General features: G+C 30.2%; 11 protein-coding genes. 4 read left to right on the top strand and 7 right to left on the bottom strand.

Going from position 1 to position 16,174, the window contains the following annotated elements; translation table 11 throughout:
• Nucleotides 1-1,254 carry a dihydroorotase gene (locus H527_RS0102375; protein ID WP_027411223.1) on the bottom strand — a complete coding sequence of 418 codons (1,254 nt, stop codon included), beginning with the start codon at nt 1,252-1,254 and terminating at the stop codon, nt 1-3.
• A complete protein-coding gene (locus H527_RS0102370) occupies nt 1,251-3,176 on the bottom strand; it encodes a BatA domain-containing protein (protein ID WP_027411222.1) in 1,926 nt (641 codons plus the stop codon). Before H527_RS0102370 ends, H527_RS0102375 begins: the two co-directional genes overlap by 4 nt.
• A 244-nt stretch (nt 3,177-3,420) precedes the next feature.
• Here H527_RS0102370 and H527_RS21255 point away from each other — a divergent pair, with 244 nt between their 5' ends.
• Nucleotides 3,421-4,653: a DEAD/DEAH box helicase gene (locus H527_RS21255; RefSeq protein ID WP_035087166.1), complete on the top strand. Its 1,233-nt coding sequence runs from the start codon at nt 3,421-3,423 to the stop codon at nt 4,651-4,653.
• A 90-nt stretch (nt 4,654-4,743) separates the two neighbouring features.
• On the opposite strand, the gene H527_RS0102360 is transcribed toward H527_RS21255, so the two are convergent.
• Nucleotides 4,744-5,292, bottom strand: a complete 549-nt coding sequence (locus tag H527_RS0102360; RefSeq protein ID WP_035087164.1) for a porin family protein — start codon at nt 5,290-5,292, stop codon at nt 4,744-4,746.
• A 151-nt stretch (nt 5,293-5,443) separates the two neighbouring features.
• Between H527_RS0102360 and H527_RS21250 the strand changes: the two genes are divergently transcribed.
• The gene (locus tag H527_RS21250; protein ID WP_035087224.1) at nt 5,444-7,012 is read left to right on the top strand and encodes an NAD(P)/FAD-dependent oxidoreductase; all 1,569 of its coding nucleotides are present in this window, start codon (nt 5,444-5,446) and stop codon (nt 7,010-7,012) included.
• Here H527_RS21250 and H527_RS0102350 read toward each other — a convergent pair.
• Nucleotides 7,009-8,241: a sensor histidine kinase gene (locus tag H527_RS0102350; protein ID WP_229809228.1), complete on the bottom strand. Its 1,233-nt coding sequence runs from the start codon at nt 8,239-8,241 to the stop codon at nt 7,009-7,011. The two genes, H527_RS21250 and H527_RS0102350, sit on opposite strands and share 4 nt — an antisense overlap.
• Before the next feature lie 445 nt (nt 8,242-8,686).
• Between H527_RS0102350 and H527_RS22990 the strand changes: the two genes are divergently transcribed.
• On the top strand, nt 8,687-9,685 hold the full coding sequence (locus H527_RS22990) for a matrixin family metalloprotease (RefSeq protein ID WP_051316597.1): 999 nt from the start codon (nt 8,687-8,689) through the stop codon (nt 9,683-9,685).
• A gap of 337 nt (nt 9,686-10,022) precedes the next feature.
• On the opposite strand, the gene H527_RS0102340 is transcribed toward H527_RS22990, so the two are convergent.
• From H527_RS0102340 to H527_RS0102330, 3 genes are all read right to left on the bottom strand, one after another.
• The gene (locus H527_RS0102340; RefSeq protein WP_027411219.1) at nt 10,023-11,834 is read right to left on the bottom strand and encodes a cytochrome-c peroxidase; all 1,812 of its coding nucleotides are present in this window, start codon (nt 11,832-11,834) and stop codon (nt 10,023-10,025) included.
• Between the two features lie 6 nt (nt 11,835-11,840).
• Nucleotides 11,841-13,310, bottom strand: coding sequence for a PhoX family protein (locus H527_RS0102335; protein ID WP_027411218.1), 1,470 nt, complete (start codon nt 13,308-13,310; stop codon nt 11,841-11,843).
• A 142-nt stretch (nt 13,311-13,452) separates the two neighbouring features.
• On the bottom strand, nt 13,453-14,226 hold the full coding sequence (locus tag H527_RS0102330; protein WP_027411217.1) for a TIGR02757 family protein: 774 nt from the start codon (nt 14,224-14,226) through the stop codon (nt 13,453-13,455).
• Nucleotides 14,227-14,420: 194 nt separating this feature from the next.
• On the opposite strand from H527_RS0102330, the gene H527_RS0102325 reads away from it, so the two are divergent.
• A complete protein-coding gene (locus H527_RS0102325) occupies nt 14,421-15,476 on the top strand; it encodes a helix-turn-helix domain-containing protein (RefSeq protein WP_027411216.1) in 1,056 nt (351 codons plus the stop codon).
• Nucleotides 15,477-16,174: the final 698 nt, after the last annotated feature.

Genomic DNA, 16,174 nt, shown 5'->3' with positions numbered 1-16,174 from the left:
TTATTTTAGTACAATTTTATTATTTGCAATAATGCCGTAGGAGGTTCCTTTTATAGGTTTTCCTATAAGTGCACTATTCTTTGAGGTAGATAAAATGTCTTTTTCTGTAAAAGTTGTACTTCCTTCTGGATTAAATAGGGATAAGTCTGCTATATTTCCTTTATCGATAGTTTGTTCTTTTATTTTAAAAACGGACTTACCTTTGGTAAGTATTTCTACTGTTTTATCAATGCCTAAAAGTTCGTTAAGAGTTCCAAAGGAGCTTTCTAAACCTATCGTACCATATTTAGCATTGTCAAATTCTACTTTTTTATTTTCGATATCCATTGGTCTGTGGTCGCTGGTGATCATATCAATTGTTCCATCTGCAATACCTTTTAGTAGCGCATCGATATCTTTTTGTGTTCTTAGTGGAGGTTGTACTTTGTAGCAAGTATCAAAGGTTGTCAATTCTTTATCAGTAAGTGTAATATTATGAACGGTAGTAGAACAACTAACTTGCAAACCTTTTTTCTTTGCTTCGCGAATTAAATCTACAGATTTTGCTGTCGAAATGGTAGGAATATGTAAGGCTCCTCCTGTATACTCAAGTAAAAACAAATCTCGCGAGATCTGTAATTCTTCTGCTAGAGCAGGAATTCCTTTTAAACCTAATAGAGTGCTTTGCTCTTCTTCATTAACTATTCCTTTTCCTGCAATATCATTTTCTTGAGGATAGGATAGCACTAATCCATTAAAGTTTTGAGCGTATAATAATGCTATTTTTAATAAATTTGGATTCTTTATTGCTTTTTTATAATCCCCAAATGCGATAGCACCTGCCTGTTGCATATCATATAATTCTGCAAGATCAATCCCTGTAGATTGCATGGTTAACGCTCCTATAGGATATAGAGATATAGCATTGTTATAAGCTTTAGATTTTAAGAAACCTATAGAGGCACTATTATCTGCTATAGGAAATGTGTTTGGGTGTAATGCAATGGCTGTAAACCCACTTTTTGCAGCTACTTGTAGTCCATGAAGTATGGTTTCGCGTTCTTCGTATCCTGGTTCGCCAAAGCAAACACTACTATCAAACCAGCCTTGAGAGATATGTAAATTATGTAACTTTACTTCCTCAGTATCCTTAGAGACCTTAATGGTTGTATCTATATCTGTGATAGTTCCATTTTTAATCAAAATATCTACTGTTTGATTATGAAAAGGAGACTTTGGATCAATTACAGTAGCAGCCTTTAATAAGAAGTTCATTTTAGGTATTTTAATAGTAAAATTTCGATTAATAAGAATATAAAGGCAAAAATAACAAACCATTTCCAAAGTTCATTAACACTTTTCTCTTCTTTTATTTGATCTAAAAGTTCGGATATAGATTTGCTTACTTGATAATTATCTGTAGTATTTAAGTTATAATATTGCAAATTACTCTCTGCGCTATTATAATTATAACTTACATTCTGTATTGTATTATTTTTATCTTGGATACTATAAATTCCTGCTTTGGTAGGTACCTCGTCTGTAGTAATACGAACTTTGGTAGAAAAACTTTGTTGTAAAGGGATTATATTTTCCTGATCAGAGACTAGAGATAGTATACGGTCTTGCCCCAAAGATATAGGAACATCATAAGAGTTTATTTGTCCAATAGTATAAGATATATTGGTAAGTTGCATACTTTGTTTTCCCATATTATAAAGTGTAGGAACAATCAAAGGAGAGTTTTTAAAATTAGAATTCTCATTGTTTACAGCTGCGGTGAACACATAAATGTTATTTGTTTTATATAAAAAAGGGCTATTATCCTCAAAAGATAAAATTACATTTGAAGCATTACTTTGATAGTAGCTATTTACTTTTGGATACTGAAAATTGGTGATTTTTTTATCGAATACACCTTGATATAATGGATTTGAAAAGTGAATAGTAGTTATCTTTTTTTCTTGTATAGTTTTTTTGGTTAGTTCAAGGTCAGAATACTTACTAATAAACTGTTGATACGAGGCTAAATCTCCATCCATTGATGGTATGAAACATACACTTCCTCCTTGATTAATAAAAGGACCTAGAGCATTAATTAAGGATATAGGAATTTGTTTTACCTCATTTATTATCAATAGGTTTGAGTTATTGATATCGTTATAATTTAGGTTTTCTACAGAGGTGCTTATTAAATCAAACTCGTCTGAGGTAAATATCTTTTTAATAAAATTATCTTTTGTGCCATTAACAGCAATAACTTTTATTTTTTGTGGGGTATTCATGGTAAAATACCTAGAGTTATCGAAAACTATTGCAGGATCTTCCAGACTAACTCGGCCATTAATTTTAGTATTTTCGTTTAAACGAAACTCGGTTTTAGAGGTTCCGTTTTTAGGAATCGAAACAGATGTTTTGCCAAGTAAAATATCATCGTTATATAGAGCTATAGAAGTGTTCTCTGTATTGGTTTCCATATTGCTAAGTAGTACATTAAGAACTAAATCATTACTTGGATTACGTTCTAGATATACACTATCAATAGCAATATTTTGCTTAGTAACGGGCAGCATTTGTACCAGATGTACTTTGGTATTATCTCTGTTTGGAAGAGAAAAAGTAGGTTGTTTTTGTTGAAAATCCGAAACCATAATCAAATGTTTAATAGTTTCAGGAGAGTTGCCTGTTAATTGTTTAGCTTTAAGATAAGCCGCACTGTATGAAAGTTGATTCGAAGAATATTCTAATTGAAGTAAATCGTTTTGGATATCTTTTTTAGATACATCTACAAAAGTTTCAGTATTAGTAAATAGTGAGAATTTTTCTTCTTCGGGGATACCACTAAGTATTTCTTGTACGGCACGTTTCAAAAGAGCTCCTTTTGCTCCTTTAGCTTGCATACTAAACGAATTATCTAAATATATAGCGGTTTTACTTTCTTTGCCTACAGTTTCTTTATTAGCAAAAAAGGGTTGCGCAAATGCTATAATAATTGCAGCAAGAGCAAGAATACGAGTTAATAGCGTAAGCCATTTTTTGATTTGCGAACTTTTACGAGTTTGTAGAGTAACTGCTTTAAGAAACTGAACATTAGTAAAATCAACTTTTTGAAAACGCCTTAATTGAAATAAATGAACTAGAATTGGAATTATTAGAGCAAGAAGAGCGTAAAGAAATTCTGGGTGTTTAAACTGCATTCCTTAGTAACATTTGTCAAATATACTATAAGATTTGATAATAAAGATTTTGAAAAGATATTTTTTATAAAGTAAAAATTTTTGAAATGGATATAACCTTTTTTAAAATAGTATTTATAAGCGATTTATGAGGAAATAATACTCTTATAATCATTTTAAGGTTTATCCTAAAAATAAGGCGTACATTTGCAGTTATATTCAGAAATGGCATTTCCCATAGATTGTTATTTCTTAAACAATTTATATGTCATTTAACACATTAGGATTATCTGATGCGCTATTAAACGCCATCGAAAAAAAGGGATATACAATTCCTTCACCCATTCAAGAAAAAGCTATTCCTCCTATTTTAGAAAGAAAAGATGTACTAGCGTCGGCGCAAACAGGAACAGGAAAAACAGCAGGGTTTACATTACCATTGTTACAAATATTATCTGAAGGTCAAAAATTAAGAAAAAGACCAGTAAGGTCTTTAATATTAACACCTACAAGAGAATTAGCTGCTCAGATTTTAGAAAATGTAAGAGAGTACAGTGAATTTTTAGACCTAAGGTCTATGGTTATATTTGGTGGGGTAAATGCTAATCCACAGATTAGGGGATTAAGAAACGGTGTCGATATATTAGTTGCTACACCAGGGCGGTTATTGGATTTACATAACCAAAAAGCACTTTCTTTAGCTTCTGTAGAGATATTAGTTCTAGATGAAGCAGATCGAATGTTAGATATGGGGTTTCAGAGAGATATTAATAAAATTCTTAATTTATTACCTACTAAGCGACAAAACTTATTGTTTTCAGCTACTTTTTCTAAAGAAATAAAACAGTTGGCTAGTGGTATTTTGCATAACCCTGTATGGGTAGAAGCTGCTCCAGAAAATACTACTGCAGAAAAGGTAGAACAAAAAATATATTTAGTAGATCAAAAACGAAAGTCAGAACTCATTATAAAACTTATTTCTGATGGAAACTGGAAACAGGTATTGGTTTTTACTAGAACAAAGCATGGAGCTAATAGGCTAAGTAAAAAAATGACTGAAAAGGGTATTACTGCGGCAGCAATACATGGTAATAAAAGTCAAGGAGCAAGAATAAAAGCACTAGATGGATTTAAAAAAGGTACAGTACGAGTTTTAGTGGCTACAGATATTGCAGCCAGAGGATTAGATATTCCTTTGTTACCTCACGTAATAAACTTTGAGTTACCTAATATTTCAGAAGATTATGTGCATAGAATTGGTCGTACAGGTAGAGCAGGAGCTAGTGGTCAAGCAATTTCTTTAGTTTGTCAAGAAGAAGTAGCTTATATAAAAGGAATAGAAAAGCTATTAGGAGAAAAATTGCCAAATGAAACTTTAGAGGGTTTTGAACCAACGACTAGTTTTAAGAAAGAAACTGCAGTACCAAAAAGTAAGAATCAAAGAAGGTCAACGCCAAGAAGTAATTCCAGAAACTATGATAGAAGAGCTAAAAAATAATATTCTTTAAAGTAGATTAATACCATCTCAGATAACAAAAGGCGGAAGTTTTACTTCCGCCTTTTGTTATTTTTTAGTGTTATCTATAAATTAGAATATGTAATATCCTACAGAAACCTGAAAATTAGAGTTTTTTGTATCTAAGTTTTCAATATCAATAACATCAGTAAAACCAAAGTTATACCTCAATTGACCGAAAAAAGGTCCGAATTCTACTCCAGCACCTACTGCTCCACTTAGATCAAAGTTTTTTGTTTCTACATTAGAAACAAAACCTGAAAAAGCATTGTCCAAATCTTCATTAACAACAAAACCGAATTGAGGTCCTGCTTCCACACTAAAAATCTTAGCGAATTTAAGTTTTAACAAAACAGGAATGTTTATATAATCAATATCAACATCTTTAACTCCTTGGGCAGAATATAATAGTTCTGGTTGAAGTGCTATAGTTTCAGCAAGACTAACTTGGGCAACAGCCCCAATATGATATCCTGTTCTACCATCTGGATTACCTCTCAAATTATCCCCGTTTAATGTAGCAAAGTTTAAACCACCTTTAAAACCAAATTTGATATCTTGTGCGTTTGATGAAATTGAAAACCCGATTATCGCAATTGCTGTTAAAAAAAGTTTTTTCATAATTGTAAATTTAAGGTTATTTTTAAAATCAAAGATAGGAACTATAACCTTAAAAAAAAGGTTAAAATTAAAAACATTCGATTTGTTTAAACCTACTATTTTGAAGTAAAGAATATTGTATCTTCGTCAAAAATTAGAAACAATAATAAGATTGCAGCACGAGTTTACCATACAAGTTTCTCCAGAGATAGCGGCAGATTTAGATAGGTTAAAAGATTATTTAGCTCATAAAAATGAGATACCACTAAATCAAATAAGGCACATACAAATCCTTAAACGTTCTATAGATGCACGACAACGTCTAATTAAAGTAAACTTAAAAGTCAGAATTTATATAGAAGAAGATTTTATAAAAGAAACAATTGTTTTGCCAGAGTACCCAGATGTTTCTTCTGCTCCTGAGATTGTTATAGTCGGGGCAGGTCCAGCTGGGTTGTTTGCAGCTTTGCGATGTATTGAGTTGGGGTGTAAACCTATATTATTGGAAAGAGGAAAAGATGTAAAATCTCGTCGCAGGGATCTTAAAGCAATTAATAGAGATCATATTGTAAATGAGGATTCTAATTATTGCTTTGGTGAAGGTGGTGCAGGAACTTATAGTGATGGTAAATTATATACGAGATCTAAGAAAAGAGGAGATGTATATAGAATTTTAGAGCTTTTAGTAGGATTTGGAGCAACAGATCAAATTTTGGTAGAAGCACATCCTCATATAGGAACTAATAAGTTACCAGGAATTATAGCTGCAATACGTGAAAAAATACTAGAAAGAGGAGGTAAGATTTATTTTAATACCAGAGTTACGGATTTTGAAATTAAAAATTCTGAAATAAACGGTGTTACCCTTTTAAATGGAGATACTATTGCGACTAATAAGGTTATTCTGGCTACAGGTCACTCAGCCAGAGATATATTTGAACTTTTATATCAAAAAAAGATAGAAATAGAAGCAAAACCTTTTGCACTAGGAGTGCGGGTAGAACATCCACAACAACTGATAGATCAAATCCAATATAAATGTGAAGTTAGAGGAGAATATCTACCACCATCACCTTATAGTATAGTAAAACAAGTGGGAGGAAGAGGCATGTATTCTTTTTGTATGTGTCCAGGAGGGGTAATTGCGCCGTGTGCAACAAGCCCAGGAGAAGTGGTGACTAATGGGTGGTCTCCATCAAAAAGGGATCAACCTACAGCTAATAGTGGTATTGTAGTAGAGTTGCGAATGGAAGATTTTGCCCCGTTTTCTAAATTTGGACCTTTATCAGGAATGTATTTTCAGAAAAGTATAGAGCAACGAGCTTGGCAGATAGGAGGAGAAACGCAACGTGTACCTGCGCAAAGATTAGTAGATATGGTAGCAGGAAAAAAATCTATAGACCTTCCTGTAACATCTTATAAACCAGGTCTTACTTCTGTAGATATGACTACTGTTTTTCCAGAATTTATCCATCATACCTTGCAAAGTGGTTTTAAAGCTTTTAATAAAAGTATGAAAGGATACCTTACTAATGAAGCTGTGGTTCATGCTCCAGAATCCAGAACATCATCACCTGTTCGTATTCCAAGAGATTGGAAAACATTAGAGCATGTACAAATTAAAGGGTTATACCCTTGCGGGGAAGGAGCAGGGTATGCTGGTGGTATAATTTCTGCTGCAATTGATGGAGAAAAATGTGCAGAAGCTTGTATAGCTACAATTAAGCCAAACACTATCTAATATACTTTTTTTATAGAAAACTCGAAAGTGGTCCGTATCTTTTCTTCAGAAATCACTTTTATAGATCCGCCAAGGTTTTGAATAAGCTTTTTTACTGTAGATAAACCAATACCATTACCTTTATTTCCACTTCGATCAGTAACATTTGCTGTTGTAAAAAGATCAAAAATTGTAGTTAATTTATCTTCAGGAATACCCATCCCATTATCTGTTACTCTAAAAAAATAGAATTTTTTATCTTGACTGGCTTCGATAGATATGATTATTTGTTCTTTATCATTATATTTTATACTGTTACCAATAAGGTTGAAAAAAACCTGTTTTAATGCAAGTTTATTAGATTTTATCATTGGGTTACCTTCAGGGAAATGGATGTTGAAATTAGGTTTGATACTAAGTAAATCAACAATTTCTTTTAATAGATGATTTAGATAAAACTCTTCTGGACTATTATTAATAAGGCTTTCACTTTCATAATGATCCAGAACATCATTTATATAGTTACTCATAGAAAAAGAAGAAGTTTTGATATATTCAAAATACTCTAAACTTTCTTTATCTAATTTATCTTTCAATATAAGTTTTAATAAATCTGTCGAAGTAATTATATTAGCCAAAGGCATTTTAAGATCATGAGAAATTACTCTTGCAAACTCTCTAAGAGATTCATTTCTTTTTTTTAACTTCTGTTGTATTTTTTCGAGGTCATTATTTTTTTTGTTTAATTCAAAAAGGATGACAACTTGTTTAGCCAAAGCATTAAGAGATTCCAGTTGTTTTTCTGAAAGTTCTCTGGGTTTGTTGTCCATTACGCATAAGGTACCTAATGCAAAACCATTTTTATCGACAAGTGGTATTCCTGCATAAAAAATAATAGGTTTTTCTTCTAGAAATATAGGACTTGTATTAAAACGATCATCTTCACGAGTATCTTTAATTATTAATGGTTGATTTGGTTGTAAAACAGCATAGGAACATAAGGAGTTATTGCGCGGAGTTTCACAAATATGGATGCCATTTTTTGACTTAAACCATTGTCTATCTATATCTACTAGAGATATTAATGCGATTTCAGTATCGCATATAAAATTTGCTAAAGCTGTAATTTCATCAAATTCTTTCTCAGATTCAGTATCCAGAATATCTAATGATTTTAGGGCCTCAAGCCTAAAATTTTCATTTATGGGTATGGTAGTTGAAATCATTCTGATTGATGAATTGATACTCAAAATACAATTCTTAATAAAATTAACAAAAATAAGCCAGATATTACGAAATTATTAGCTTTATATATCAATTTTATTGGATAACCGTAATTTCATGATTTTATTTTTGTACATACATATTTAAAAATGAAATTAGGTTTTAGAAAAATGTTACTATCGATATCTTTCTTGTTTTACTAATAAGAGAATATTCAAAAAAATCTTCCTTTATCCTATGAGTTTATAAAGAGGATAGACAGCCCGTTTTTATGTTAGTTGTTAATGTTATAACAGTAATACAAGTTCCGTTTTAAACAATACGGAATGATTCTAAATAGCAACATTTAAGTAACTATTCTAACTAAAACTTAAAGTTAGGTTTGCCTAATAACATTTATTAATTAATCCATTTGTTACAAGAGCAAAATACTTTTATGGTAAAACAATAACAAATTAAATTTAGAAAAAGATGATTATTTTACACAAAGTTATTTTACGAATTTTTATGGTTTCTATTGCTTTAATATCCTTTATAGGATGTGAAGATGGTAAAGACAGTATTAACGGAATTGATGGAATAAACGGGGAGGACGGAACTGATGGAGAAGGTGGTTTTTGGTTTGACGATTTTCCAGATGTACCAAATGGTATAAATGTAACAAAGGGGGCATACAGAAAAAACTGGAACAGGAATTATATTTATTATTACTATACAAATGGAACATCGGATATTAATGGTGATTTAGAGTTATCGGCAATAGAAGAAGCATTTTCTTTATGGGAAACTGTTATTCCTGTTCGATTTACAAGAGTTTTAAATAGTAAATATAAGGATATAGAAATTGGATTTTATCCAGGCGTTCATACAGGTCCAAACAACGATGATGGATTCAGTAATAATACTACATTAGCACATGCAGGGTATTCTGGAAATTATATCCATTTTAATGATGATAAAACATGGAGTAATGAGATAAATAATTCGAGTGGAGAACCTATTGATCTTGTAACAGTAGCTGTCCATGAAATCGGACATGCTTTAGGTTTAGATCACACCTCTAGTATAGCTGATATTATGTATCCTAGATATACTGGTTCTCAAAGATTTTTATCTTTTGATGATATCTCAGACATACAATCTCTCTATGGGTCAAATGATGAATTCATCTCTTACCCTGAAGATGGAGAAGAATTTGTATTTGGTAATTTGTATTGGAATCTTGAATGGAATAAAGAATATCTAAATTCATCAACTGTAAGAATTCAGGCATATAGGAGGTCATTTATCGGAAATTTTGGAGTGTATTTTAGATACCGATACGATATTCCAGTATTTGATCAAACGATAACCAATACAGGTTTTTTTGAATATGAATCTGAATCTTTGGAAGATTCTGGTGATTATTTGGTAATACTTTCGACATCAAATCACTATGATGAAGTATATTTTTCAGCTCAAATAGATTAATTCATAGTTGATACCATTTTAACTTTGAAATAGCACTAATGAATTATTTATTTTTCATCTATTCTTCGCTAAAAAAATATAACTGTAACTACAGTTATGCTTAGATTTTTTGCTTTGAATACTTAAAAAATAAATTTAATCTATACACGCACAATTTCAAAGTTAAAAATAGTGTGACTCTGAACATAAATCTTTACAAAACTCATTGATTGAGTACGATTAGATGTTATTGTTAAACATCTGATAATTATATGTAATTCGGGTAGGTGTTTATAGTTGAAGAGAATAAGAAGCAAAGAATTTTCTATTCTCTTCAACTATATTCTAAAATACTAAGCTAATACTCTTCTAGTATTTTATCCTCTAAACTTTTCATAAAAGCAATTATATCTTTTATTTCGTTAATAGTTAAATTTAATGGATCTGGAGGTAATGTTTGATAATCACTTTCGATACCTATACCAGTGCCACCACCTCGATTATAAAAATCCATAACTTCTTCTAGTGTAGTGTAAACTCCATTATGCATATAAGGGTCAGTTTTGGAGATGTTTCGAACAGTAGACGTTTTAAAAAAATGTTTCCTTTCCGGAGTTTTATACACATAATATCTACCTAAGTCTTTACTAATAATAGCATTTATGGTATCTTTTTCTTCGGGTACTCCAATCCATTCGATTTCTGTTTCTCTATAGTTAGGGGGTACTGTGCCATTAAAAATAGGGGCAAAATGGCAAGTAGCACATTTAGCTTTTCCGCTAAATAGATTAAAGCCATTTATTTCACTTTGAGTAAGCGTGTTTTCTAAATTATTTATATTTCGATCAAACTTAGAATTAAATGGTGCTAAATCTCTTATATAACTGGCAATTGCATTTCTAATTTGAGAATCACTTATTTTATTATTTTTAAATACGGTTTGAAATTTTTTGGTATAGGTACTATCTTGAACAACTACTTTTCTTAGAGTTTTTAGATCGGTATGAAATTCATTTTCGTTTTCTATTACAGCTATAATCTGACCTTCTAGACTACCAGCTTTTTTATCATAAAAAAAGGCTTGTTGTAAACCTGCATACAATAGGGTTGGAGTATTTCTGGTTACTCCTGTACCGATTTTTAATCCATCTGTAAATGCTTTATCTTGATGATGGCACGTTGCACAGCTTAGTTTTTTTTCTGCCGATAAATTTGTGTCATAAAATAGTTTTTTACCTAAAGCAATTTTTTCATCGGTTGCTTTTCCTAAGTTTTTTTCTGCAAAATATACATGATTAAATGTGTTTTCAGAAAAAAGCGATGTAGCATCGTTTTTTATAGCTAACTCAAAAGGGAAACTAACATTCCAATCTGCAACAGTTTTATTCCAAATCTTTAATTGTACATGTGTATTGTTTTTAATAAAATCATACCTATTAAATTTATTAAAATCGGACGACAAATTTTTAATAGATTTATTTATCTCGTCATTCCAAGTATTAAAAAGTTCTTTGTCTTTAAAATCATCTTTAAAAATATTTATATATGTTTTCAGACTTTGGTACACTATTTTAGATTCTTCTAAAGAGTTTTCGAGTACAGGGGAATCAAAACCAGTAGTTCCAGTAAGGGCAACTTGAATAATAGATTTTCTTAATAACCATAAAAAATGATATGTTTTTAAATGACTAAATCTTATATTTTTTTTAATAATTTTTAATCTATTAGACACTAAGTTTAAATGTTTCTCTACTACTAAAGAGTCTATGTTTTCTGTAAATATTTCTTCTTCCAGAACTTGATATCCACTAGGTTTTTTTATTTTAATATCAGTATAATCCTCTTCTTCAATTTTTAAGATATTTGGTTGATTTAAAAACCCATAATTTTCTATATCCAAAGAAGCCAAAATTGGTTCGATCTTTTTAAAATATTTTCGGGATTCTAAAAAGGTCTTTTTTAGGTCACTGTTTTTAGTTTTGGCACTGTCTATAAAATCAATAGCCATAGAAATATCTTTAGTGAATTGTTCTTTCATTAAGACGTTAAAAGAAGTTTTTTCTTCTTTTACTTCTTTTGAGCAAGAACTAAAAACAATAGATAAGAATAAGATAAAGAGGCTTATCATAAAATAAGCCTCTTTAGTATACTTGTATGAGATTGAAACCATATATTTCTATCTTTCTAAACCTTTGATTATGTATAGCATACTTCCTTCTTTTCTACTATTAGCAACATCAGGATTTGCTGTAGGATCTGTAAAAGGAACACCATCTGTTCTTTCCCATCCATGATTTTGAGTAATCATAAGGAAGGTCTTGTCAACATCAATTACATCAGATATATCTATCATACCAGTTATCTCCCAGATTCCATTTTCATTACCATATCCAGCAGCGGCTGCTTTAACCTGATCGCATTCTAGTACTACTTTTAATTCTCCTGTATTTAGATTATATTGATAAAGCCTTGAGTAGTGATCTGCAGCTGGTTTGAAATCTTGAATTCCGTTAGGATCTTCTTGAATGTATGCATAGTTTTCGGTTACCAAAATATTATCTGGACTATGAAAAGCTTCTGCTTTACCTCCAACTTTATCTCCATCTAAAACACAGGTTATTTTACCTGAACCATAAGGGGTGCTACTATTTAATTCTACTTTGTAGATTCTTCCAGAACGTGTTCCTTTTCCTATTAATCCAGGCTTATCTCTACCAGTTACAGCAAAATATACTTCTCTATTATTGTTTCTGCTATATCCTCTTCTCCAATCGATATCTTCTAATCTAGAGAATCCCATAACTCCTTTTTCTTTAGCTTCGGCATCTAACAGGTCTATATCTTTTTCTAATAATTCTACAAATTCCATAGAATAAGATACACCTTCTTCCATATCCATTTCATAGGTAACATCAGGAGCAGTCACTTTTAGTCCATATAATTTGCCACCTTCTAGATCTCCGTGATCACCTACATACATTCCTAATTGTCCAGAAGGAACTTCGTTGTTACTGTTGTCATCACCAATAAATACGATAGTTTTTCCAGGATATGCACGTTTGTTTAATGCAACTGCATTTTCAGTAGACCATTGCCCCATTGCTGTTAACATCCTAGGAGCTGAAGCTGCACCTGCGTCTTTATAAGGATCTGTTGCAAAAACTCCTTTAGAGGAACCTCCCCATTCACCTCCAGAAAGATATAATGGTCCAAAACCATGTTCTTCTAAAGTAATCATAGACCCAGAACATTGAGCGGTATTTGCTGTAGCTATAGCGTTAAGTATATGTTCTCCTTTAATTGGTTTAAAAGTTTCATCTAAGGTTATTCTAGCAATCGAATAATCTGCTTCAATATTATTAATTAAAGTATAAGATCCGTTTCTATTTTTTAGTAAACCTGCACCATCAGCCATGGACCCATAAGTAAAGTTAGGGATATATGTGTCTTCAGAAGAAAGTAAGTTATAAATTTCTATATTAGAAAATTCAGATGTTTTTTTTACTAAAACAGGTGAAATGGAATGATTTTTTAATTCAATTTTCTTATTTGGTGATGGTGGAGTTCCTGTATTATCGTCTAGATTACAGGAAGCTAAAAATACGGTTGTAGCTAAACAAGCAACAGCCAAAAGATGATTTTTCATGATTGTGTGGTTTTTTGTTTCTACAAATTTAACTTACCACATGCTTCAACAACCTTATGTATATATTTTATATTTATTAAAGAAACATCATCTTAATGTTCTTAATGTAAAATAAACATCACTTTTTAGAGTCATTCTAAATTTAAAATTTCTCAAATACACCCAATCCAAATAATGCATAATCATACTTAACAGGGTCTATAACGTCTAATTTTCTTAATTTGGTGTCTAATTCTAACAATGCTTTTCCATCATTTTGTTTACGTTTCAGCAATCCTAGTTTACGGGCTACATTTCCAGAGTGAACATCTAAAGGGCATGATAATTGAGAAGGGGAGAGGCTGTTCCAGATCCCCATATCTACACCAGCACTATTATCTCTAACCATCCATCGTAAAAACATATGAATTCTTTTTGCAGCAGAATTTTTGTAAGGATCACTAATGTGTTTTTCAGTTCTTAAAGGATGTGGTAAACTAAAAAAGACTTTTTTAAAATCATGTATGGCACTCTGTAAGTTGTTCTCTTTTTTATATTGCTCAAAAAAACTTTCCATATCACCAAATGTATTATATAAATGGTGTAAAGCAGTAATGAAATAGGTTAGATCGCTACTGTTAAAGGTTCTATGTACAAAACCTTCTAAGTTATGAATATCAGTTTTGCTGTGGTTCATTATAAAATCGTAAGGACTGTTCCCTAACAAACTCATTAACTTATGTGCGTTTTTTAAAATACTTTTTCTATTTCCCCATGAAATGGTAGCAGTAAGAAATCCAGAAATTTCAATATCTTTTTTTTGAGTAAATAAATGTGGAATTTGTATAGGATCAGTTTCAATAAACTTTGGTTGTTCATAAAAAGAAGCTTTTTCGTCTAAAAATTCTTTAAGCTCTGTTTTTGTAAGTTTTTTCACAGTAATTATATAATATAGTTTTTTTAAAAGATAATTTTAAATTTTAAACACAATAAAACAATCTGTTAAAAAGTTTAATAATTTTACGGCAATCCAAAATTAAATTTATATTTTGGGATTATAATGAAATAATTTCTATAATATCTAGATAGTATAGCAGTCAGTGAATTTTTTGCTAGTTAAAGATTTATGAAATGAAAATTATAGATAGTTTATTTTTAATAAGTGGCTTACAAACGTTTGTAATTTCTATTGTTTTACTTTTTTTTAGATCAAAGAAAGCAAAAGTAAATAGATATCTAGGATTGTTTTTTGTAACACTATTAGTAGAGTTTCTTTTATTATATGGATTTAATGTAATCAAGCACCCTGCTATTTATTATGTTCCTTTTCGACTTGATTTTTTAAGTATGAACTTTTTGTTCTTCTATGCAGCAGAAACTTCTGGAATTAGGATAAAGAATAAATTCTATTATTATATCCCTGCTATTTTTGAGTTTTTGTTTACCTCTGTGTTTTTTATTGCAGTGCTTCAAAACCCAGATTTACATACCACTTTAAAAAACAATAATTTTTTTACTATTACTCGTGTTTTTGCGTCATTATACATAATGATGTTATCTTTTTTAATTATTAGAATTAATATTAAGCATAAAAAACAATTGCCAGATTTTTACGAAATCACAAAATTTAAATCTCTTAATTGGTTAACCATATTTTGTGTAATATGTATATGTTTCAATTTGTTTGCTAATGCAACCCGAATATTTCCTGAAGAGAAATACTTAAGTGTAGTCTCTGACTCTATATATTTGCTATCTCTTTACTATATTACTATAGCGAGCTTAGTGCAAATTAATATTATTAATATAATTTCTCCAGAAGAGAAAAAGAGAACTATAGCAGAGTTAGAAGATACTATAAAAGTAATTGAAGAGTATATGTTGGAAACAAAAGCATATTTAAACCCATCTATAAGTTTAAAAACCTTTGCTAATGATATTAAACTCCCAGAAAGATTAATTTCTAAAGCAATTAATAGAATAGAACATAAAAATTTTAATAATTATATAAACTATTATAGAATCGAAGAATTTAAAAAACTTTTATCTATGGATAGGCATAAGAAATTTAGTATTTCTGCTATTGCTAATGAAGTAGGTTTTAACTCCAGAGCTTCATTTTATAAGAATTTTAAAGATATTGTAGGCGTTTCTCCTTCTATATATGCTAAAAAAGAAAAGGTTTAAGAATAGTATATGTGTATTAGGCTATTTTATGTCATGTTAAATAACAGCTATTTATTGTTTTGAGTTGCTTTTAACTAGTCTCGATTTTATTATTGAGACACCAACTGGTGTTCTAATTTTGTTTTTACCCAAAGTATCTATAAATATTATGAATACTTATCTTCTCTTATAATTTTTTATTCTATGCCATGTAATTGATCCAAGAAATCATACAGAAATTTTGAATAATAAAGATATTTTCATTGTATAATAAAATACGTATTAATACTTCCAAATCAATCTAGTTTTAATAGAGTCTGAGGGGCTGAAGTCTTGAGTTTAGATATATAGACTGTTTTTTTTAAGGCTATTTTTTATTGGTTTTTAATTTTTTTTATTTCTCTTATAATCAATGTTTTATAATGTATAAAAATGTCTATTATCATGATTTAAGACATCTGAAATCATGATAATAGACATTCAAAAGTTGATTTCAGTTTATTTTTTACCCAATTTCGCATTAACTAATTTACACAAACTTATACTTATGAAAACATTCTTCAATATCATTCAGATTTCGCTTCTGAAACAAAAGGAAATCTTTAATAAATCTACTTAAAGAAAATTATTCTAGATAATTTGCAAAGTAATAAACCGGCATGTTATAGTTTAAAATTTATGTCTCTAAATTCTTTAGAAGTATTTATGAGGTTAAATTT

Origin of the sequence: Aquimarina muelleri DSM 19832, from assembly GCF_000430665.1 — a bacterium.
GTDB lineage: Bacteria > Bacteroidota > Bacteroidia > Flavobacteriales > Flavobacteriaceae > Aquimarina > Aquimarina muelleri.
The sequence above is the reverse complement of the archived record's forward strand: the minus strand, read 5'-3'. Positions and strand labels throughout refer to the sequence as shown.